The sequence below is a fragment of the Bacteroides faecis MAJ27 genome (assembly GCF_900106755.1).
Classification (GTDB): Bacteria; Bacteroidota; Bacteroidia; order Bacteroidales; family Bacteroidaceae; genus Bacteroides; species Bacteroides faecis.
Genome location: NZ_FNNN01000016.1, coordinates 17,978 through 40,623 on the forward strand (window position 1 = coordinate 17,978; position 22,646 = coordinate 40,623).

Annotated in this window: 21 protein-coding genes; 14 read left to right on the forward strand and 7 right to left on the reverse strand. The window is 37.8% G+C overall.

Annotated elements, in window-relative coordinates; all coding sequences use genetic code 11:
• A complete protein-coding gene (pdxB, locus tag BLW31_RS14420; RefSeq protein WP_010536097.1) occupies positions 1–1,050 on the reverse strand; it encodes a 4-phosphoerythronate dehydrogenase PdxB in 1,050 nt (349 codons plus the stop codon).
• 117 nt (positions 1,051–1,167) lie between these two features.
• Here pdxB and BLW31_RS14425 point away from each other — a divergent pair, with 117 nt between their 5' ends.
• From BLW31_RS14425 to BLW31_RS14460, 8 genes are all read left to right on the forward strand, one after another.
• A complete protein-coding gene (locus BLW31_RS14425; RefSeq protein ID WP_010536098.1) occupies positions 1,168–1,773 on the forward strand; it encodes a DUF4254 domain-containing protein in 606 nt (201 codons plus the stop codon).
• 3 nt (positions 1,774–1,776) lie between these two features.
• Positions 1,777–2,808, forward strand: a complete 1,032-nt coding sequence (locus BLW31_RS14430; protein ID WP_010536099.1) for a glycosyltransferase family 9 protein — start codon at positions 1,777–1,779, stop codon at positions 2,806–2,808.
• Between the two features lie 31 nt (positions 2,809–2,839).
• Positions 2,840–3,814 carry a glycosyl transferase family 90 gene (locus BLW31_RS14435; protein ID WP_010536100.1) on the forward strand — a complete coding sequence of 325 codons (975 nt, stop codon included), beginning with the start codon at positions 2,840–2,842 and terminating at the stop codon, positions 3,812–3,814.
• A 40-nt stretch (positions 3,815–3,854) separates the two neighbouring features.
• The gene (locus tag BLW31_RS14440; protein ID WP_029425198.1) at positions 3,855–4,598 is read left to right on the forward strand and encodes a BUD32 family EKC/KEOPS complex subunit; all 744 of its coding nucleotides are present in this window, start codon (positions 3,855–3,857) and stop codon (positions 4,596–4,598) included.
• 20 nt (positions 4,599–4,618) lie between these two features.
• Positions 4,619–6,661: a glycosyltransferase family 2 protein gene (locus BLW31_RS14445; protein WP_010536102.1), complete on the forward strand. Its 2,043-nt coding sequence runs from the start codon at positions 4,619–4,621 to the stop codon at positions 6,659–6,661.
• 162 nt (positions 6,662–6,823) lie between these two features.
• The gene (locus BLW31_RS14450) at positions 6,824–7,834 is read left to right on the forward strand and encodes a glycosyltransferase family 2 protein (protein WP_010536103.1); all 1,011 of its coding nucleotides are present in this window, start codon (positions 6,824–6,826) and stop codon (positions 7,832–7,834) included.
• A gap of 1 nt (position 7,835) precedes the next feature.
• A complete protein-coding gene (locus BLW31_RS14455; RefSeq protein WP_010536104.1) occupies positions 7,836–9,077 on the forward strand; it encodes a glycosyltransferase family 4 protein in 1,242 nt (413 codons plus the stop codon).
• On the forward strand, positions 9,078–10,343 hold the full coding sequence (locus tag BLW31_RS14460; protein ID WP_010536105.1) for a glycosyltransferase family 4 protein: 1,266 nt from the start codon (positions 9,078–9,080) through the stop codon (positions 10,341–10,343).
• A 4-nt stretch (positions 10,344–10,347) separates the two neighbouring features.
• On the opposite strand, the gene BLW31_RS14465 is transcribed toward BLW31_RS14460, so the two are convergent.
• The gene (locus BLW31_RS14465; RefSeq protein WP_010536106.1) at positions 10,348–11,589 is read right to left on the reverse strand and encodes a glycosyltransferase; all 1,242 of its coding nucleotides are present in this window, start codon (positions 11,587–11,589) and stop codon (positions 10,348–10,350) included.
• Positions 11,590–11,721: 132 nt separating this feature from the next.
• On the opposite strand from BLW31_RS14465, the gene BLW31_RS14470 reads away from it, so the two are divergent.
• Together BLW31_RS14470 and BLW31_RS14475 are read left to right on the forward strand one after the other, a co-directional pair.
• The gene (locus BLW31_RS14470; RefSeq protein ID WP_010536107.1) at positions 11,722–12,711 is read left to right on the forward strand and encodes a glycosyltransferase family 2 protein; all 990 of its coding nucleotides are present in this window, start codon (positions 11,722–11,724) and stop codon (positions 12,709–12,711) included.
• Positions 12,701–13,690: a glycosyltransferase family 2 protein gene (locus tag BLW31_RS14475; protein WP_010536108.1), complete on the forward strand. Its 990-nt coding sequence runs from the start codon at positions 12,701–12,703 to the stop codon at positions 13,688–13,690. The genes BLW31_RS14470 and BLW31_RS14475 overlap by 11 nt, the downstream gene beginning before the upstream one ends.
• A 51-nt stretch (positions 13,691–13,741) precedes the next feature.
• Here BLW31_RS14475 and BLW31_RS14480 read toward each other — a convergent pair whose 3' ends face one another.
• Genes BLW31_RS14480 through BLW31_RS14500 form a run of 5 tightly spaced genes read right to left on the reverse strand, consistent with a single transcriptional unit; the run spans position 13,742 to position 18,648 of the window.
• A complete protein-coding gene (locus tag BLW31_RS14480) occupies positions 13,742–14,722 on the reverse strand; it encodes a glycosyltransferase (RefSeq protein ID WP_010536109.1) in 981 nt (326 codons plus the stop codon).
• Positions 14,723–14,728: 6 nt separating this feature from the next.
• A complete protein-coding gene (locus BLW31_RS14485; protein ID WP_010536110.1) occupies positions 14,729–15,172 on the reverse strand; it encodes a GNAT family N-acetyltransferase in 444 nt (147 codons plus the stop codon).
• Between the two features lie 3 nt (positions 15,173–15,175).
• Positions 15,176–16,375 (reverse strand): ATP-grasp domain-containing protein, encoded by a 1,200-nt coding sequence (locus BLW31_RS14490; protein WP_029425202.1) that lies wholly within the window; start codon positions 16,373–16,375, stop codon positions 15,176–15,178.
• 1 nt (position 16,376) lies between these two features.
• Positions 16,377–17,537 carry a pyridoxal phosphate-dependent aminotransferase gene (locus BLW31_RS14495; RefSeq protein ID WP_010536112.1) on the reverse strand — a complete coding sequence of 387 codons (1,161 nt, stop codon included), beginning with the start codon at positions 17,535–17,537 and terminating at the stop codon, positions 16,377–16,379.
• A gap of 1 nt (position 17,538) precedes the next feature.
• Positions 17,539–18,648 carry a DegT/DnrJ/EryC1/StrS family aminotransferase gene (locus tag BLW31_RS14500; RefSeq protein ID WP_010536113.1) on the reverse strand — a complete coding sequence of 370 codons (1,110 nt, stop codon included), beginning with the start codon at positions 18,646–18,648 and terminating at the stop codon, positions 17,539–17,541.
• A gap of 216 nt (positions 18,649–18,864) precedes the next feature.
• Between BLW31_RS14500 and BLW31_RS14505 the strand changes: the two genes are divergently transcribed.
• The 4 genes from BLW31_RS14505 to BLW31_RS14520 all read left to right on the forward strand — a co-directional run bounded on the left by BLW31_RS14505 (position 18,865) and on the right by BLW31_RS14520 (position 22,642).
• On the forward strand, positions 18,865–19,770 hold the full coding sequence (locus tag BLW31_RS14505) for a beta-1,6-N-acetylglucosaminyltransferase (protein WP_010536114.1): 906 nt from the start codon (positions 18,865–18,867) through the stop codon (positions 19,768–19,770).
• Between the two features lie 219 nt (positions 19,771–19,989).
• The gene (locus tag BLW31_RS14510; RefSeq protein ID WP_029425205.1) at positions 19,990–20,370 is read left to right on the forward strand and encodes a GtrA family protein; all 381 of its coding nucleotides are present in this window, start codon (positions 19,990–19,992) and stop codon (positions 20,368–20,370) included.
• Positions 20,367–21,302 carry a glycosyltransferase family 2 protein gene (locus BLW31_RS14515; RefSeq protein ID WP_010536116.1) on the forward strand — a complete coding sequence of 312 codons (936 nt, stop codon included), beginning with the start codon at positions 20,367–20,369 and terminating at the stop codon, positions 21,300–21,302. Before BLW31_RS14510 ends, BLW31_RS14515 begins: the two co-directional genes overlap by 4 nt.
• 8 nt (positions 21,303–21,310) lie before the next feature.
• On the forward strand, positions 21,311–22,642 hold the full coding sequence (locus BLW31_RS14520; RefSeq protein WP_010536117.1) for a DUF6056 family protein: 1,332 nt from the start codon (positions 21,311–21,313) through the stop codon (positions 22,640–22,642).
• The last annotated feature ends 4 nt before the right edge of the window (positions 22,643–22,646 follow it).

Below are 22,646 nucleotides of genomic sequence, written 5' to 3' on the forward strand. Positions count from 1 at the left end.
TTAGGTATTACCTAATACCTGTATATATGCCTTTTCCTCTCTCCGCAATGGATAATCTCCCCGTAATGTTTCGAATAGTTCCGGTTGGGATTTTAACCGGTTGCTGTCTTCGGCGGGATTGTACATCTTCAGCAGAGCTTCTTCCCGGTCTTTGGCTTCGATGACAGGTGAGAGTGGGGCGGGAGGGTTAATCTCGTAAGTTGCATTCAGGTGGAAAAAACGGCAGATGGAGTCCAGTGACATTCGGGTTGCATTCGCTTTGCCATCGGCAGAGTATCCGGCAATATGCGGAGTACCTATAAGTACTTTATCCAGTAACTCGCGGTTGATTTCCGGTTCGTGTTCCCATACATCGATCACTGCGTCTGAGATTGTACCGTTGTCAATGGCTTCCAGCAGGGCATTTGTTTCGATCACTTCTCCCCTTGAAGTGTTGATGATAACAGGTTTCCGTTGGAGAGACCGGAAGAATTTCTCGTCTGCCAGATGGAACGTTTTATATTTCCCTTCTTTATATAAAGGTACGTGAAAGGTGATGATGTCACATTCTTTGGCTATTCTCTCTAGTGGAGTGAATGTTGTGCCCCCTTCTTTCTCTTCTCTGGGCAAATCATTCAGCAGTACACGCATGCCGAAATCCTGTGCTGCTTTGGCTACCTTGCTTCCTACATTACCTACACCGATAATGCCGATAGTCAGCTCGTCTAATTTTTTATTTTGAAGAGATTTCCAGACCAGAAGAGATGACTGTATATATTGAGCTACCGAAGCGGAATTGCATCCCGGAGCATTCGCCCACTCGATACCTGCCTGCTTGCAATATTCGGTGTCGATATGGTCGAACCCGATGGTTGCCGTAGCGATGAATTTTACTTTGCTGCCTTCCAGCAATTCCCGGTTGCAGTGAGTGCGGGTCCGGATGATGAGTGCGTCCGCATCCTGTATCAGTTCCCGTGTAAAATCCTTTCCCGGTGCGTAAATTACCTCGTCGGCAATTTTCTCTGCTGCCTCTTTTATATAAGGTATCTTATCGTCTATAATAATTTTCATATACAATTCCATTTTAGCTCAGACAAAGGTAAGAAATAAAAAAGTAAGAAACGGTTGCTTGTCTGAAAAATATTACATAGCTTTGTCCTATTATACATCTATTAGCTAGTTAAGATTATGACATTTAGTAACCTTTGCAATGATATTTTTTGGAAATCGACAACAGATTACCATGTGACGGATAGCGTAGATGCGCCGATGAACAATCCTTACGAGTTGAAGTCGATAGAGTATTACTTGTATCTGAAAAACTGGATTGATGCCGTACAATGGCATTTCGAAGATATTATCCGTGATCCTCAGATAGATCCGGTAGCAGCCGTAGCTTTAAAGAGAAGAATCGATAAATCCAATCAGGACCGTACGGATCTGGTTGAGTTGATCGACAGCTATTTCCTTGATCAATATAAGGATGTAAAGCCTTTGGCAGATGCTACAATCAATACAGAAAGTCCCGCCTGGGCAGTAGACCGTCTCTCTATTCTTGCTTTGAAAATTTACCACATGCAGCAGGAAGTGGAACGTACGGATACTACGGAAGAACATCGTGCACAATGCCAGACGAAACTGAGCATTCTGCTGGAACAACGGAAAGACCTTTCTTCAGCTATCGATCAGTTACTGTCTGATATCGAAGCAGGGAAGAAATATATGAAAGTATACAAACAGATGAAGATGTATAATGACCCGGCATTGAATCCGGTGCTTTATGCAAAAAAATAACGAATGGCGCGTATTCTCATTATCCGTTTTTCAGCTCTTGGCGATGTAGCCATGACGATACCGGTAGTACATTCGCTGGCAGTGCAATATCCTCAACTTGAAATTACAGTGTTGAGTCGTGCTGTGTGGCAACCGCTTTTTCAGGGACTTCCTGCTAATGTGAGTTTTATCGGTGCTGATCTGACGGGTAAACATAAAGGATTGTGGGGGTTGAATACCCTTTATTCGGAACTGAAGGCAAAGCGTTTCGATTATGTGGCGGACTTTCATCATGTGCTTCGTACGAAATACTTGTGCCTGAGATTTCGGCTTGCTAATATACCTGTGGCATCTATATGCAAAGGTAGAGCGGGAAAAGAAAAATTGGTTCGCCGTCGGCATAAAGTGCTGGAGAACCAGAAAAGTTCTTTCCGCCGCTATGCCGATGTGCTGGAGAAACTGGGCTTTCCTGTATTACTGAACTTTTCTTCAATTTATGGAGACGGAAAAGGGAATTTTGCAGAGATAGAACCTGTTGCGGGTACAAAAGATAATTTGAAATGGATTGGTATAGCTCCTTTTGCCAAGCACGTAGGTAAGATTTATCCTATTGAGTTGCAGGAGCAGATAGTAGCCCATTTTGCCGCTGATCCGAAGGTGAAGGTTTTCCTTTTCGGAGGTGGTAAGAGTGAACAGGAAGTATTCGATAGTTGGGTGGCGAAATACCCTTCCGTCGTTTCCATGATTGGTAAGCTGAATATGCGTACCGAGCTGAATCTTATGAGCCATCTGGATGTGATGCTCTCGATGGATTCGGCAAATATGCATCTGGCTTCGCTGGTCAATATTCCGGTGATCTCTGTTTGGGGAGCTACTCATCCTTATGCCGGATTTATGGGATGGAAGCAATTGCCGGTCAATACAGTACAACTCGAACTGTCGTGCCGCCCTTGCTCTGTGTATGGGCAAAAACCATGTTGGCGAGGCGATTATGCCTGCCTGAGAGAAATAAAACCCGAACAGGTAATAGCGAAGATTGAAGGAATAATCAATTAGGAGACAAATACTCCTGATATATGAAACAAGAATGAAGAATAAACTTTTATATAAGTTGCGTAGCGGGAAAAATCCTAAGTTCATTTACTATTCGGTAAATGCTCTCAGACTTATCATTCCGAAAGGTATTTTCCGGCTACGGTTACAAGGGAGGTTATCTTCATTATCCCGTCGGAAGGACAAAGACTATATAGAACGTCGTGTTGACTATTACAATAAACTTTCCGGAACGGTGCCATTACCTTCCTCTGCTCCGCGTCTTTCAGAGCATAAGATGAGCAAGCAAAAAGTGTATTTCTTTGATACTTATCAATATACCCGTTGGTTTTCCGATCAGTTTCAGTGGGGCTTCTGTCCTGGTGATGTGACATTTGTCCCCGACTATCCCTCTATTGTGAAAAGCCGTCCTCTGACAGAGGATAATGCGAATTCGATTGTGATGAAACTGGATAAGGTTCGTCATTTTATATTTGTAGACGATAAGAAGGCTTTTACTGAGAAGAAAAATATGGTAATCTTTCGCGGAAAGGTAAAAGGAAAACCTTCCAGGAAGATGTTTATGGAGATGTATTTTCATCATCCGATGTGCGATTTGGGAGATGTCAGTAAAAATACGACCGACCCGGTAGAGTGGCGCACGGAGAAGAAAACGATTAATGAGCATTTGGATTATAAATTCATAATGGCTCTTGAAGGAATCGATGTGGCCAGCAACCTGAAATGGGTGATGTCATCGAATTCAATAGCAGTGATGCCTCGACCTACCTGTGAGACATGGTTTATGGAAGGCACGCTTATTCCCGATTATCATTATATTGAAATAAAGCCGGATTTCTCTGATTTGGAAGAACGGTTGAATTACTATATAGAGCATGTAGACGAATCATTGGAGATCATCAGGCATGCTCATGAATATGTGTCGCAATTTAAAGATAAGAGAAGAGAAAATTTGATATCACTGCTTGTGTTGGATAAATATTTTAAGATGACCGGGCAAAAGAGTTGAGAGATGAAGAGAAGTATGACCATTCTTGTTTTTTCGTAAGATGAAGATAATGATTAACCCCAAATACGAATATCTGAGAGAATATGTAGAACGTATTCCTGAGGACTTTGAGACATTAGGAACGGTAATTCATTCCGGGCGGAATTTGATAAAGATGATCACGGTGGATGGATTGGATATTAACGTGAAACGGTATGCCATACCTCCGCTGATAAATAGGATTGCTTATGCTTTTTTTCGTCCGTCAAAAGGGAAGCGTGCTTTTGTTTATCCCGAGAAACTGCTGGAGAAAGGATTTGAAACCCCTTGTCCTATTGCATATATAGAAGAAACAAAGATGGGATTGATTGGTCATTCATATTTTATGAGCATACAATCTCCCTATCGATATAACTTTTGCCAGTTTGGCAATGCAGACATAGAAAGCTGTGCAGATGTAGTGACCGCTTTTGCGGAATTCACAGCGCGCTTGCATGAAGCCGGAATTTTACATTTGGACTATTCACCGGGAAATATCCTGTATGATAAGATAGGAGAAGAATATCATTTCTCACTGGTGGATATTAACAGAATGCATTTTGGTGAAGTGGATATTAAGAAAGGTTGTGCGAATTTTGCCCGTTTATGGGGGCAGACGCCCTTCTTTATCCTGTTGGGAAAAGAATATGCCCGTTCGAGAAAGATGGATGAGGAAGAATGTGTGCGTTTGATTCTGCATTACAGAAAGAAATTCTGGAACAGATACCGACGCAGACATCAGGTTTGGTTTCAGTTGGATATTTAATGGCTAAAGGAGGATAATTAATGATAGTTGTTTTTGAAAATAATGTTATTTGCCCGGATAGCAAAGTACAGGACTACTTGCTGGCTCATCATGCAGATCTGGAAGAAATGCCGGATGAGGATTATGAATTATGCCTGGTCCGTTTGCATAAGGAGGAAAACGTTCATAACGCTGTTCGTATGGATTTGACCCTTTGGAAGGAAATCTCGAGAGAACTTTATTGGGCTGAGGGAGAGATGGAGTGCAATTATTCTATTATCCGTTTTAGCCGGAAAGCTGCTCCTTTGCAGATGTCAGTCGTGTTGTCAACTTGTAATCAGCCTGCATGGCTGGAGAAGGTGTTGTGGGGATATGAAGCCCAGGATACTAAAAGCTTTGAATTGATTGTGGCCGATGATGGTTCGCGAAAAGAAACCTATGATATGTTGCAGAGGGTAACTCCGCAATTGACTTTTCGGGTGAAACATGTATGGCACGAAGATAAGGGATTCCGTAAATGTGATATCCTGAATAAGGGGATACAGGCTGCACAAACAGATTATCTGCTTTTTAGTGATGGTGATTGTATTCCGCGTAAAGATTTCGTATCAACTCATCTGCGTCTTCGCCGCAAAGGACGTTTCCTGTCCGGCGGATATCATAAGTTGAGTATGGATTTGTCGAAAGATCTTACGAAAGATGATATATTATCCGGCAGATGTTTTGACCTGCAATGGATGAGAGGAAAAGGAATGCCTGCTTCTTTTAAAAATAATAAACTGACTGCTACAGGATTTAAAAGATGGCTGTTAAACACATTTACACCTACCAAAGCAAGCTGGAACGGACATAATGCTTCCGGTTGGCTAAACGATATTCTGGCAGTGAATGGTTTTGACGAGCGCATGCAATACGGTGGACAAGATCGTGAATTTGGAGAGCGTCTGGAGAATTATGGGATTCATGGTATGCAGATACGTTATTCTACCGTATGTCTTCATCTGGACCACGCAAGGGGGTATAAAACGAAAGAATCCATCCAGAAGAACCGTGATATAAGGAAGCATACCCGTAGTGCAAAAGTGAAATGGGCCTCTTTGGGTATTGTGAAGGGTGAGTTACGAGGTAAAACAGTTGAGGCGAACAGTTATTACGACCGCTATACACGGGAAGAGGAGAAACTGGTCTCCTATAAAGAAAAAGGAGGTTTTTATCGGCATATATATTCCTTGCCTTGCAGATGGAGAAGAGCAAAATACCACGATAAGGTCGTTCGTGCCTACCAACAGGGTTTTGATGCTCCGGCATTATTGAATAACTCGGAAGTCATAGTTTCATTGACGACATTTCCTCCTCGTATTTCTCAACTTCACTTGGTGTTGAAGTCAATTCTGTGGCAGACATATGTTCCCGCAGATATAATTGTGTGGTTGTCAGAACAGGAGTTTCCCGGACGGTTGAACGATCTGCCGGAAGAACTCAGAAAACTGACAGCTAATGGAGTGAAATTTAAATTTGTACCTGAGAATTTCCGTTCTCATAAAAAGTATTATTATGTTTTTCGGGAATACCCGGATCATAAAGTGATTACAGTAGATGATGATCTGATTTACCCCCGAAATACGATTGAGCGTTTGCTTTCTTTGTCATATCAGTATCCGGACACGGTTTGCGGAAATGTTATCCGGAAAATTCGTATGGATGGGAATACTTTTTCGGTGTATAGAAAATGGCCGAAGGTGTTTATGATGCCGGTGAATAGCTCTTTGCAGAATGTAGCCATTGGATGCGGAGGAATTTATTATCCTTCCCGTTGGTATGGAGAGGAGCTGTTCGACTGGAAAATAATCAGTGAACATTGCCCGTTTGCGGATGATTTGTGGTTGAAAGCGAATGAATTAAAGAGGCGGATCAATGTGACGGGAGGCGGAGAATTTTATCCCCGACCGATAGAATTGCCGCAAACACAGAATAATAGCTTACAAAAGAAAAATAACGGGAAAATTAACCTGAATGATAAACAGTGGAAATCTTTGAATGAACTTTGGAAACTAGACGAATTATACTGTATAAATGGCAAATAAGAGGTAATTGTTTGATTTGAGAGTGTTTAGATTGTATTATCGAATCACAGAAGAGTGTGAAATTTATTTAAATTTGAGGGTAGTTTTGCAGTATTCCTTGTTATATAGCATTCTATATAGAAGGGGCTGCAGTAAAAATAAAAAGTTGACAAGTAGAATAATATGAATGCTAATATCTCTGGACCATTGATTAGTCTTATAGTGCCTGTTTATAATGTAAAGGACTATTTGAAGACTTGTCTGCAATCTATACTGGAGCAGACCTATAAGAACCTTGAGATTATCTTAGTTGATGATGGTTCTGACGACGGTTCCTCCAGTATTTGTGATGAGTTTGCGCGTATGGATCAGCGCATTAAGACTATTCATTTACCTCATAGTGGGGTGAGTGCTGCCCGTAATGCCGGTTTGGCTGCAGCTACGGGAGAACTCTTGGGCTTTGTAGACAGTGATGACTGGATTGATCATGATATGTATCAGTATCTTTACACATTGATGGTAGAGCATGATGCGGATGTCTCTGCTTGTACTTATCTCCTTGAGCAAGAAGGAAGGCCCTCCAAGATAATCAACAATACCGGTAAGTTGCATATCTTTTCCAAGAAGGAAATTATACGTGCTTTGGTGAAGAATGACTTGGTAAAGAACTATTTATGGGCGAAACTTTTTAAACGTAAATTGTTTGACCGCCTTTCATTCCCTGTCGGACGAGTTTATGAAGACGTGGCGGTATTATATAAAGTATTCTATAGCTCTCAGAAAGTGGTATTGAGTTGTGTCTCTAAATACCATTATATGATTCATAAGAATGAGAGTATTACTCGTGGAGGTTATGACCCGGTAAAGGAATATCATTATTTCCTGAGTCTTTATGAGCAGGATAAGTTTATTCAGAATGCAGAGCTTGGAGACGAATCTTCTGTTGGTGTACTTAAGAGAGGTATTCATTTGGTTAACCACACTTTATTGTGTCCTCCATCACCGGCTTTTGAAGATATAATAGATGAAACAATGCTGAAAATGCGCGAATATCGTCATATTACTCCTTGGCAATTAGGCCCGAGTATGTCAATCAAACGATATTTTATGTGTAAACACTTCGGTTTCTATAGAATGCTATATCGTGGTTATCGTGCTATATTCAAGAGAAAGCACAAATTGTTGATTGACTAGAATGACTAAGGAAAAGATAGCTTTTGTAGTAGTTCGTTATGGAAAAGATATAAACGGGGGTGCTGAATATCATTGTCGTATGCTGGCAGAAAGGCTTGTGAATGATTATGATGTTGAAGTATTAACTACGTGCGTCAAGAATTATGTTACCGGTGAAAATGAATACCCTGAAGGAAAAGAAACTTTGAATGGTGTTTTGGTACGTCGATTCTATTCGGACCCTGTTGAGCCGGACTTACATAAGAGCTATGTGCGACAAGCGGCTCCGGCAAAGAAGTGGAGACACTTTCTGTATAGATGTCGTCTTTTGAAACCATTGTCCTATGTGAAGCCAATTTGGCATTATAAAGAGGAAGAAGAAATAAAAGCTTTGAATAGTCAGGTCTTTTATTCATCCTCGATGTATACCTTTATAAGAGAAAACAAAGCTTTTTATAAAGCATTCATTCCACTTTCTTTTTTTCCTCACACCTATTATACTGCGATGTATGCACCGGAGAAAACGATCCTTATTCCTACCATGCATAATAACGGTTCTTCTTTTCGTTCTATTATTACATCTGTTTTTTCTAAGGTTGCATATATTGGGTTTAATATAGAAGCAGAACAGAAGTTAGTCGAGAATATCGTTGGAAAACCTTTAGCTGCTAATGGTATTATTAGTGTAGGTATAGAGAAGACGAAGGCTGCTGATTGGAAGCAAACAAAGGTAAAATATAATTTGCCGGAGGACTATCTACTGTATGTTGGGAGAATCGATGCTATAAAGTTGAATAATATTGTTGATTACTTTTTAGGCTACAAGAAGAAATATATAGCTTCCCGGTTGAAGCTGGTTTTGGTTGGAGGTATCTTTGGCAAGACAGTTGAACATCCGGATATAATTTATACAGGTTTTGTTGGTGATGCGGAGAAAGTTGCTATCCAGTTGAATGCTAAAGTAATTGTGAATCCTTCGAAGTATGAAAGCTTGTCGCTCATTTTACTTGAAACAATGAGTGAGGGTAAGGCGATGTTAGTCAATGGGCAGTGTAATGTTCTGAAAGAACATTGTGTGAAGAGTGATTATGCGGCTTTATACTATATGAATCGGCGGGATTTTGTGCGAAAGCTACGATGTCTGGAGGAGTCTGAAGTATTGCGTCAACAGATGGGAGAGAAAGGGCGTCGTTATGTTCAGGAAAATTATGATTGGAAGATAATTATAGGACGAATGAGAAGTGCGATTCAAGCGCTCTCGTAGATGGAATATAATATTAGAAAAGCTATGCAGAAAGAAAAGGTTGCTTTTGTTGTTGTCAGGTATGGCAAAAATATAAATGGTGGCGCAGAATATCATTGTCAGATGTTGGCTGAGCGACTGGTGGAAGATTATGACGTGGAAGTGCTTACTACCTGTGTCAGAGATGTTGCAACAGGCGAGAATACATATCCGGAAGGCACGGAAGAATGGAATAAAGTGTTGGTCCGTCGTTTTAGAACAAATCCAATCCAGCACGAAAAAGAGCGTTGTTTCGCGAAAAAGGCTAAACCTGCAAGAAAGTTACGTCAGTTCCTTTTTAAATTAGGAATCTTGAAATATTTGTCTTATTTGTTTCCTGTGTGGTCTTATAAAAATGATCTGGAAGTACAGGCAATGAATAGCGATAAGTTCTATTCATCCGCATTGAACGAGTATATTCGTGAACATGTAGATGAATATAAAGCATTTATAGCGATGTCTTCTGATTATGTCACTTTTTATTATACTGCATTGTATGCAGGTAGAAAAACGATAGCTATTCCTACAATGCATAATATGGGTATTTCTTTCCGTTCAGTATTAACCTCTGCTTTTTCAAAGATAGCTTATGTTGGTTTTAATACTGGAGAGGAACAGAGACTTGCTGAAAATATCTTGGGCAAGGCTCTGGGAGCTCATGGAATATTGAGTGTAGGAATAGAGGAGTCTTTATCCGCAGATTGGGCGCTGACAAAAGAAAAGTTTCAATTACCAGAGAGATATTTGTTATATATTGGCCGTATTACTCCTAAAAAGATTCATCGTTTACTTACCTATTTTGTGAATTATAAGAAGAAATATTCAGATTCAACATTAAGATTAGTATTGGTAGGAGGACTGGCTATGGAGCGATTTGAGCATCCTGATATTATATATACAGGTTTTGTCAGTGATGAAGAGAAAATGTCAATTCTACAGCATGCCGAAATTGTAGTGAATCCTTCTCGTTATGAAAGCCTTTCTTTAATACTTTTAGAGGCTATGAGCCAAAAGAAACCAATGCTTGTAAACGGACATTGTAAGGTATTGAAAGAACATTGTTTAAAAAGTGATTTTGCTTCTTTCTATTATATGAATAAGCGTGGGTTTAATCAAGCGCTTCGACGGATTGAACAATCGGAAGATTTGAGAGAGGAGATGGGAGAAAAAGGTGCATCTTATGTGAAATCGAATTATGATTGGACTTTGATTATGGGGCGCTTAAAGCAAGCTATCAAGAGCATCTAAATCTTTATATATTTTCGATAACTTGCTTTAGTTTATTCATTATTATGTTCCAGTCGTAATTACTGTTAACATAAGAGTATCCTTTTTCTCCCATCTCTAATCTAAGATTGGTAGAAGAGTCTAGCGTATGAAGTTTATCAATAAAACTTTTTTCATTAGTGTAGTATAGAGCAGCATTATTACTTTTATTGCAATGTTCTTTCAATACATTGCAATTGCCATTGACCAACATCGCTTTTTTTAAAGCCATTGCTTCCAGTAATATGAGCGATAGGCTTTCATACAGTGATGGGTTGATTACAATCTTTGCGTGTTGAATGATTGATGTCTTTTCTTGTTCTTCAACAAAATTAGTATATATGATATCCGGATGATTGAAAGGATCACTATATTGTTTGCCTACAAGAACAAACTTTAAGTCAGAATTAGGATATGCCTTTTTGTAGTTGAGGAAATAAGTATACACATTGTTAAGTTTGCCTTGGTCTACTCTCCCTACATAGAGCATATATTCATCCGGAAGATTGTACTTTTCTTGGGTCACTGTCCACTCTGCTGGAGCACTTAGCTCTATCCCTACGCTTACAATACTGTGGGGTGCCATGTGCATGCCAAATATTTTTCTTGCTAGTTTTTGTTCTGCTGTTGTGTTGAAAGCGATGTAGGCTGCCTTTGTAAAGACTTGTGTCAAGGTTGAGCGAAATGCAGTTTTGTGATAATGCATTGTAGGGATTACAATAGTCTTTTCTGGTGCATATAAAGTTGTGTAATATACATGGGAATAATCTATTGTAATAGGGATGATTGCTTTGTAATTATCTTTATTTTCTTTTATGAAATTGAAGAGAGCCGGAGAATGGAAAACTTGGCTGCTGAGTGCTTCTAGTTCTTCTTTTTCTTTGAAATGCCAAACAGGGAAAAAGTAAGAAGCCATAGCTAGAAAGTGACATTTGTATAAAAAACGTCTTAATTTATAAGCCGGTTTGGCTTTCTTTTTATAAAAGTTTTCAAGTTCAGGATGAGTGGGATTAGTTTTAAAACGGCGAACAGTGACTTTATTGATAATCTCTTTTTCCTTAAACTCAATATTCTCTCCAGTTCTATAATTATCTACACAAGTAGTTAGAACCTCAACGTTATAATCATTGGTAAGCCTTTCGGCTAGCATTCTACAATGATACTCTGCTCCTCCATTGATATTTAATCCGTAACGTACAACAACAAATGCTATATTTTCCTTACTCATATTAATATAATAAGCTTTCCGGCAAAGATACGATTATTAATGATAACCTGGGAACTTAAAATCTGGTTTTTATTTTACTGATAATACTATATTCTCTATCTTTGTGCGTAAGTTTATTAATGGAGAGCATGCATGGAGAATAATTATTTGATAAGTGTGATTGTACCTGTACATAATACAGTTAATTATTTGCGAAAATGTATTGAATCTATACGAAATCAATCTTTAGAAAATATAGAGATAATTCTAGTAGATAATTTATCAACTGATGGATCTTCTGAGGTATGTGATGAATATGCAAGTATGGATACTCGGGTAAAAGTAATCCATCTTTCGGTAGCTAATGCATCTGTAGCTCGTAATGCCGGCATTGATGTGGCTTCTGCTCCATATATAGGGTTTATAGACAGTGATGATTATATTGACGCCAATATGTATGAGGAATTGCTTGCTGCAATTAGTTCATATGGTGTTGATTTGGTATATTCCAATTTTCAGATTGAACATGATGACGGGCATATAGACTCTTTTGAACCTAATAGTGGCATGATCTGTGAAAGATCTTCGAAGGAGGTGGTGTATGATATGATGTGTGATCGATTGAATAGTTCTTGTTGTACGAAACTCTTTAAGAAGACACTTTTTTCTTCGTTAAAATTTCCTACACATAACATGTATGAAGATCGTCTTATTTTGCATCAGTGGATATTAGAATCTGAAAAAGTAGTGTGGATTGATAAGGCATTTTATCATTATGTAAAAAGAGACTCTAGTATTTGCCATGTTATTTCACCATTACAACGGTATCATTTCTTTTTAGCACAATTTTGCCGCTTGGAGTTTATTAATAATAATCTATTGTTCGATACGGAAGAACAATATAATATGAAAACATCCCTTGTTAAGAGCTGCTTAAGGACTTTTAAAGAGATGCGTTCTTTTCCTTTTAGCGAAAGTCGTGCCTATGTTGTTGATATGAAGAATAATTTGAAGAAATTAATTCCTCTGCCTAAAAAGGAACTTGATATTAAATGTTATAAACGGCTGAGAAAGATTGTTTATTTTTGGCCTATTTATTATTGGATACATTTTAAACTTAAAAAGACAAATAGTGGAGAATAAGTGTTTGGTTAGTATAATAGTGCCTGTTCATAATACCGCTGATTATTTGCATAAATGTATTGAATCATTACGTAGTCAGACATTACAGCAGATTGAAATAATTTTGGTTGATAATTTATCTGTTGATGGTTCCTCTGAGATATGTGATGAATATGCGAAAATTGACAAACGTATTAAAGTGCTTCATCTTTCTATAGCTGGGCTCTCTATTGCCCGTAATGCTGGCATGCGTATAGCTTCTGCTCCTTACATTGGTTTTGTTGACAGTGACGACTATGTTGAACCTGCAATGTTTGAGAAAATGTTGGATGCAATGGTACAAAGTGATGCGGAAATTGCATATTGTAATTTTCTTCTTGAATATGAATTTAAACCAAACGAGTCTCCTTACCGGAATTCTGGAGATATTGTTATTCGAGATCCAAAGAATGTATTACAAGATATGATGATGGAAAAAGTTAGTTGTTCTGCTTGTACAAAGCTTTATAAGAGTGACTTTTTGACATCATTACAATTCCCGGAGGGGAAAAATTATGAGGACAGGCTTGTAATGTATGAATGGGTTGCTCTATGCAAGAAAGTTGTATGGGTAGATAGTCCTTTTTATCATTATGTAGAACGACAAACAAGTATATGTCACACGATGTCTCCTATGAATCTTTATCATTATTTTTTAGCAGAATATGCCCGTATGAGGTTCATGGAGAAATATTCTCTATTTGAAGAAGAAGATCTTTTTAAAATTAGGACTAGGTTGATAGGGACTTGTCTTACAATATTTAAGGAGATACTTTTGAAGGTGAATTTGAGAGAATTCAAAGAACCTGTCAAGGATATGAGGCAGAAAATGAAAGAGATAGCTGCATTGCCTGAAGGTACATATGAATTGAAGTATCGTAGGAGGGCAAGAAAAATAGCTTATCATTGGCATTTGTACTACTTGACTCATTTCCTACTTAAAAAAGGTGGAGATTCGTGAATAGAAAAAAGGGATATTTACTTAATATCCCACTAAATATTTTTCTCCTTTTTACTTCCTTTTGTTTCCTTTTATATTGAGCCATTTTTCTAGTCTTAATTGAATGAATCTGAGATGGAATCGGCGGACTCTTCTTCGCATACGTGCGGATACATAGCTAGGATTAATGAGTTTTGAATAGTGTCTGGCCTTTTTATACATGCCCAGATACATAAATTTATCGTATAGATCATAATAAAAGCAACTGAGGGATCGTAAGTATGGCTCTGTTAATGGAGTATTAAATTTATGGATATAAAATGCGGTTATATCAATGGTCGATAATATGAACCTTTCATATTTCTGTATATCATTAGAATGACTTGCTGACTCTTCTAAGACACGGTATACGGTAGTGCTTTCCGGAAGATACTTTATTTTGTAATAATATGATATCCATAGCCACATAGGATAGTCTCCCATTAGCCAGTTTTTGCTCTTAGGTTCCACTTCTTTCAAGTACTCCATTACTAAGGAACTGCGTATACAAGTAGTAAGAGTTGGAATACAATTTCCGGATAATAACTCTATATAACCCTTATATTCCCGTCCAATAATATCTTCTTCTATTTTGCCTTCCTTTTGGTTATATACCTTGCTGGTAGTATATATCATGCCGTAGTCAGGATTTTTTTCTAGAAAATCGATTTGTTTCTGAAGTTTTAATGGGTCAATCCAATAATCGTCTCCTTCGCATATTGCAATATACTTTCCTCTGACCCGTGAGCATTGGTATTTGGCAAAGATATCTTCTTTCTTTGAATATTTGTTTTCCTTCTGATATATGGGTCTTATGACTTGAGGGTGATTATGCTCGTACTCGCGAATAATATCAGGAGTATTATCTGTGGATGCATCATCATGGATTAGAATTTCAAATGGAAAATTTGTCTTTTGCATTAGAAAACCATCTAAACACTGGGATATATATAATCCATGATTATATGTACTACAAATTATACTTACTAATGGAGTATTTGCTATATCTTTCATTCAATATTAACTTTTGTGTATTTCTTTCTTCATTAAATACTTTTCATCCCTATCTTCAGTTTCATAAAACCCCATTTTATGATATGCCTGAAGTGCATTGTTGTTGTCTTTTCTAACTTCCAGCAATATCTCCTGAATGTCGGTAGAAAGATGTTCTATGATATAATTAATTATTTTTTGAGAAATCCCATGACCTTGATAGTCGGGGTGTACACAAACATAGGGGATATATAAAAATCTTTCTTCTCTATTGTAATAGCCAACAATTAAAGATATAATGTTAGGTCCGGAAATAGCATAGTATATAGAGCCGTTATGATACATTTTCAATATCCATTCATCCAGATTTGGCATCTGTAGCAGAGAAGGAGCAAACCAGTTTGCAGAGGATATGATAAAACCCCTGAATTTGGTATATGATAAAGGCTCTGTATGGATTGTTATGCTCATATTTTAATCAATAATAATATGTACAAACTGGTCCATATTTTCTATAACACTAAACATCTCTTCTTTCGAAGAATATTTGAGAATGAGTGTCCCCAATGCATCACCAGCATCCCGGAATGCATGAACATTATCTCCACTTTTCAGTTCTGTTACACAATCTACCAGATTGTTTTTTGCAAAGTTCTCATCAAATGATATTTCTTTAAACCGTCCGGTCTGTTTGCTATGTAACATATAATTGGACCAGTACCCCCTTGCCGGTGACATCTCTATTTCAGAGCAATCTTCTCCCAAAGCTGCTTTTATCACATATTTAACCATATTGACCCCTGTTGCCAGCTCTGTAATTTGAGGAATTAAACTGCCACCGCTTCTGGCACCTAACTCCAGTATATACAATTTCCCGTTTTTACCAAGAATAGCTTCAACATTATATGCGGTTGTTCCCATTTTTAGTTCAGAGATCAGGCGCTGTATGTCCTTTTCTAGTTCTGTTATAATTTCAGGTTTCATCTGGAAAGGCCAGCATTCGCCAAGTGGGGCAAAATCTTTGGCAACTGAAGAACTGTAGTATTCGTTTCCAAAACAATGGAACTTTAAAATTCCGTCTACGGAAAAGGCATCTCCTGAGATCTGATATCCATCTTTCTCTATGAATTCTTCAATAATAATGCGTTTTTCACGAGAATATGAGAGGGCATCTTCTATAAAGTCTTTTAGTTGATTTACGTTGGTCAGTTTATTGATACCTTTACTTCCTGATGAATCGACAGGCTTTATCATAACAGGAAGGGTTAAATTCTTGATTTGTTCCAAAGCCTCCGGGTATGAAGAACATCCGACGTACTTGGGAACATTGAAGTTATGTTCTGCCAGATATCGCCTGAATAAGTCTTTCTGAGAAAGAACTTCTACAGAAGCATAGGGGCTGGTAGGCAATCCTAGTTTCTCACAAACATAAGCAGCTGTAGGGGCTGCAGGATCTGAAGCATATGCAACGACGCCATCTACTTGAAGTCTTTTGGCTAACTCGTAAACAGCCTCCTTGTCTGTTGTGCTGACATTATAATATTCGTGGGCATACTGATGTCCTGGGTTATTCGGCAAGTAATCGCAGGTGATTACGTAATGTCCCATTTTTACAGCTTCTTTAATCGCATAGACCTGATATAAAGAGCCTCCTAGCATTAAAATCTTTTTCATTTTATAAACTTTCGACAAATCGCTTAAGTCTTTGAATTCCTTCTTTTATTTTATAAATGTCTAATGTAAAGGCAATCCGGATAAAATCCTCGCAACAATCACCGTAAGTTATTCCAGGAACAACTGCCACCTGTTCTTTTTCTAAAAGGGCATATGCGAATTCCTCAGATTTTAATCCGGTAGATTTTATATTCAACATTGCATAAAAGGTCCCTTGTGGTGCATCGACTGTTATTGTTTTGATTTTGGCAACTTCTTCCAGTAAAACATTTCTGCGGAGAGTGAATTCCTCAATCATACCAGCCGAATATTTCTCCGAATTTCGTAGCGCTTCTATTGCTGCATACTGAGACGGTAATGGAGCACATGCGGCTATGTTCTCTTGAAACATTGTCATGGCTGATATTAATTCTGAAGGTGCAGCTACATAACCCAGACGCCATCCGGTCATACAGAATTCTTTTGACAGACTATTGATAACAACAGTGCGTTCCTTCATCTTGTCGCATGTAACAATACTTTTAAAATGAGCATTGTCATAAAGTAGGGTTTTGTATACCTCATCTGTTATTACTATCAAATCATTGTCAATAGCTATCTGTGCTATTTGTTGGATGGAATCATCAGAGATTATCTTCCCGGAAGGGTTGCTGGGTGTATTTAAAATAATAGCTTTTGTTTTAGGAGTGATTGCCTTCCTTATATTTTCTATAGATATCGATAAGTCATTGGTGCTGACAGGAGCTGTGATAATGGGTTCTCCACTGCACATACATACCATCTGTACATAGTTTATCCAGTATGGAGCTGGTATAATGACTTCATCCCCTCTGTTTAGAATGGCTAGCAGGGTTAAATATAATCCTTCCATTCCCCCAACTGTAACCATAATCTCATTTGTCGGGTTGTATTCTATATTATATTGTAACTTGTATCTGGAAGATATTATTTCTCTTAATTCTAATAATCCGGCATTAGGGGAGTATCTTGTACGACCTTCCAGTATCGCTTTACAACCAGCTTCTTTTATTTTATCGTGTGGATGTATATCCGGGTCTCCCAATGTGAAGTCTATAACATTGTCATAATTTTGAGCCAAGTTAAATAGACGCCTTGTCAGGGAAGGGGATATAGATTTTGTTATTTCTGATAATTTTATCATACTATTTCTTTATAATTTGGAGGATATACTCAACTTCATTTTCACTTAAAGCATGGTGCATTGGCAAGCAGATGACCCTATTAGCCATTTGGGTTGCTATTGGGAGGTTTTCAGGGTTAGCAGATTCTAATCCGCGATAAGTTGAGAATGTACTGATTAATGGGTAGAAATAACGGCGCCCGAATACATTGTGTTCCTTCATTTTAAAATAAAGCTCATCACGTGTCATTCCATATTCTTCAGCATCTATAAAAATCGGGAAATAAGAATAATTGTGGCGTACTCCTGGTATATCATTGAAAAAGGTTATCCCTTTTATGTCTTGAAGTTCTTCTCTATATCTTATAGCTACTTTACGGCGAGAACTTATTGCACTGTCTACTTGCTTGAGGTTAAGCAGACCATATGCAGCGCGCACTTCATCTACTTTACTATTGATACCGGGGGCTACAACTTCCGTTTCACTGGCAAAACCAAAGTTCTTCAGATAGTCGATGCGCTTTTTAGTCTGCTCGTCATGGACAACTAATGCTCCGCCTTCCAGAGTATTGTAGACTTTCGTTGCATGAAAGCTCAAGGTAGCCATATCTCCAAAGTTTAAAACGCTTTCTCCGTTTATTTCTACTCCAAAGGCATGAGCTGCATCATATATGACTTTTAACCCATATTTATTGGCAATTTCTTGAATCTCTTTCGTTTTACAAGGCTTCCCGTAGACATGTACAGGCATGATGGCTGTAGTCCTGGGAGTAATGGCTGCTTCTATTTTAGCAGGATCCAGATTGCATGTTTCTGGTTCAATATCCACAAAAACAGGTTTGATTCCATTCCACCAAAGAGAATGCGTTGTTGCCACGAAGCTAAAAGGAGTAGTTATCACTTCACCGGTAATTCTCATTGCTTGTAAAGCGGTTATTAGAGGTAGAGTACCGTTCGTAAATAAACTGAGATAGGGAACTTTAAGATATTTAGCTAATTCCTCTTCTAGCTTTTGGTGGAAGTTGCCATTATTTGTCAGCATTTTGCTTTCCCATATTTCTTTTAATAAGAAAGTAAAATCTTCCAAAGGAGGCAGTAGGGGGGAAGTCACATATATAGGTTTATCTATCATTGTAATTATGGATATTATTGGTCTATATAATAGTTATTTAGGTTAATGACGTTATTGTCTTTATCTACATTAAAACTGGATGTTAGCTCAAATTTAATGATTTAAGACTTAAATTTCACAAAGATAGATAGATTCCAATATTTATCAAAATATATGTTTGGAATTTATCTAACTATTGTTGTATTGGAATTCTAACTGTCGTATCTTTGCATGAGAATGAACTTATTTAATGATGTGAAGCTAATGAGACATGCTTTTTTGATTCTGGCCCATAATGAATTTCAAATATTGAGGATACTTCTTTCTATGCTTGATGATGAGAGGAATGATATATATCTGCATATTGATAAAAAAGTCGTACTCGGATCTTTAGAACAAGATTTATTTCGGCTTGCAAAAGCTCGTCTTTTTGTACTTGAGCAACGTCTTGACGTAAGATGGGGTGATATTAGTGTGGTAAAGGCTGAACTGTTGTTACTTGAGACAGCCAGTATGAAAGGCCCTTATGATTATTATCATTTGTTGTCAGGAGTCGATTTGCCGATAAAGTCACAGGACTATATCCATCATTTCTTCGAGAAAAATAAGGGGTATGAGTTTGTTCCTTACTCTTGTGGTGAGGCTAATTTAAAAGATCTCGAAAGAAAGGTTTTTAAATATCATTTGTTCTGTCGTTATTATAAGATTCCACCTCGTATTTTAAAAAAGCAGGTACAATCTCTTCGGATAAACTTTTTAAAGTTGCAGGATTTCTTCCATTATAACCGCCCTAAAGAAATTGAATTTAAAAAGGGTTCCAATTGGGTTAGTATTACGCATGAGTTGTTAACTATTATATTAGCCCAAAAGTCTTTTATTTTAAGGCGTTTTAAAAATGTTTGCTGTGGTGACGAAATATTCCTTCAATCTATATTGTGGAACTCAGAAAGGCGGAGTCATATTTATTCTGGTAGTGAGCAGTTGAATGCCGGACTTCGTGCAATTGATTGGGAACGGGGGAATCCTTATGTTTGGAAAATGGAGGATTTGCAATATTTATTAGAAACAGAGCATTTGTTTGCTCGAAAATTTGATTCGCAGAATATGGATGTTGTGATCAAAATAAGGGAGCTTTTTTCTTGAATGTATAAAGTTATGTGTGGTGGTAACTCATGAAGATGAGTGGAGATATTGCAACTTAGATATCATTCTATGATTTAATCTAATGGAGAAGTGATATTGTTTATTTTTGTATATTTAGTTATACTTTTTTGCTGGTCTTATATATTATTTATAATATTGTACCGTTTTATAAGTCTCCTGTGGGTAGTTGGATCAAAATCGATAAAAGAGTATTGGATGATGTCTGTTTTTAATAAACGTAGAGAATTTTTTCGTTTCATATTGGTTGGTGTTCTGGCAACTGCTACTCATTATGGCATTTATTTCTTTTTATGTGTACTGATGTTACCGGCTATTGCATATACTATTGGTTATGCTATTAGTTTCATTCTGAATTTTTACTTGTCTAATATCTTCACCTTTAATACTAAGCCTACTGTTAGGAAAGGAATAGGGTTTGGTATCAGTCATTTTATCAATTATTTGTTGCATATCGGACTATTGTCACTATTTATATGGATCGGAGTTCCGGAGAGATGGGCGCCTCTTCCTGTGTTTGCATTAGTGGTACCGGTTAATTTTCTTCTTGTTCGTTTTGTTCTAAAATCTAAAAAGATATGAGTAAAGTTAGTGTTTTAATACCTGCATACAACGAGGAACTCTCTCTTCCGGAGCTCTATTCGAAGCTAAAAGAAATGATGGATTCTTATGCAGAATATGAGTGGGAGATTTTGTTTGTCAATGATGGCAGTCATGATAAAACATTGGAAGTTATTAAATTTTTGAGGTCACAGGATGAGAGAATTAATTTTGTTGACCTGTCTCGCAATTTTGGAAAAGAAGTAGCAATGCTGGCTGGTTTCGATTATGCTACGGGCGATTGCCTGGTGATTATGGATGCTGACCTGCAGCATCCTCCTCACTTAATTCCTGAAATGTTGAAATATTGGGAAGAAGGGTATGACGATGTATATGCAAAACGAATAACCAGAGGCAAGGAGAGTTTGATGCGTAAGTATCTGTCTTTGCTATTCTATAAGCTATTGCAGAAAACGACCCGTGTGGAGATTCTCCCGAATGTCGGTGACTTCAGGCTGCTAGATCGTTGTTGTATAAACGCTTTGAAACAGCTGCGTGAGAGCCAGAGATATACTAAAGGTATGTATTGCTGGATTGGATTTCGTAAGAAAGAGATCAAATTCGAGCAAGAAGATCGTATTGCCGGTACATCTTCGTTTAACTTTTTCAGCCTTCTGAGTTTGGCTGTGGAAGGGGTGACCTCCTTTACTGTAGCTCCTTTGCGTATTTCTACTTTTGCTGGAATTATAGTTTCTCTGGTTGCTTTCATATACATGTGTTTCATCATGTTTAAAACATTGATATGGGGTGAAGTAGTACAAGGTTTTCCTACTTTGATGGTTGTGATTCTTTTTTTAGGCGGGATACAATTGTTGTCTTTGGGAGTTATTGGGGAGTATATAGGACGCATTTTCAATGAAACAAAAAATCGTCCTACTTACATTGCAAGAGAATATAATGGTGTGAAACAATAGCTAAGATTATGAATGAAAAAACAGCACAGATCGGTATTGGGGTATTTTTGTTGATAATAGGAGGTTTATTTTACCTGATGAATATGTACACTCCAATATGCGGAGACGATTATCTTTATTCATTCTATTTGACTCCTGTGGCAGCTAAGTCTTTCTTTGAAGGTGCATCGATAGGATTTGAGCAGAAGATATCATCGTTTGCCGATGTTATGTTTTCGCAATATAATCACTATTTTTATGTGAATGGACGTACCATTCCTCATATTCTCGAGCAGTCGTTTGCCGGACTTTGGGGGGAGGATTGCTTTAATTTAATCAATACATTCTTTTTCCTGCTACTTAATATGTTGGTCATATGGATTTCCGGTAAAAGAAATCTGAACAAATACGGCTACTGGGTTGTCGCTGTCTTTTTCATATGGTTTTTGTTACCTTGTCCGGTTGATCTTTTTCTGCTGATGAGTGGTGCTCTCAATTATACTTGGAGCGCTGTTTTTTGCTTGTTTTTTCTTCTAGTTTATAATAAGGTGCGACAAGTGGAAAGGGTGAATTGGGGAGTTGCTTTTCTTCTTTTTTTGCTGGGCGTCATTTCTGGTTGGACACATGAATCTTTGGTTGTGGGCATTTCCGGGGCTTTGTTCATTATTTATTGTGTGCAATATAATAAGAGGAGGCCTAAATCACCTGAAGTGATTTTGGTTGTCGGCTTCTGGCTTGGGACTGTGTTATTGTGTTTATCGCCTGCTGCTCGCGGACGTGCGTCGTTTGATCATCCTTCGATCTGGGAAACCTTCTTATTGATAATTGGTGAGCTTCGGACATTCTATGTTCTTCTGTTTTTGTTGGTATGTACTTTTTTTCGTGAAAAGAGAAACGGTAATCATCATACCCTGAAAAAGTTTTTCTATGATAATCAACTCTATTTTTATATAATCTTTATTGAATTTGTTTTTAGTCTGGTTATAGGATTTCGAAATGTCCGGCAATTATTTGGAATAGAGCTGTTTTCTGTTGTGATTTTAATCAAGCTGATCAGTGAGCAGACTTCTTTTAATACAGTCTGGTGTAGAAGTATATCAATTGTGGCAGCAAGTGTGATCATTTTGCATATGGCATTTGTCATTCCATGCGCAAAACGTTCTCATGCACAATTTCAGGATATAGTGACTACTTATCTTCACTCGGAAGATGGTGTTGTTTCTTTCAAACATGAGGAGTTTCCCTGTTTGGTAGATCCCTATGTTTGGAGATTTGGAGGATATGTGGGCTGGGAAGCTTTTTGTATTTCTGTCTATTATACGGGAGATAAAAAGCCAATGAAAGCTTTGTTGATTGATTAGTATT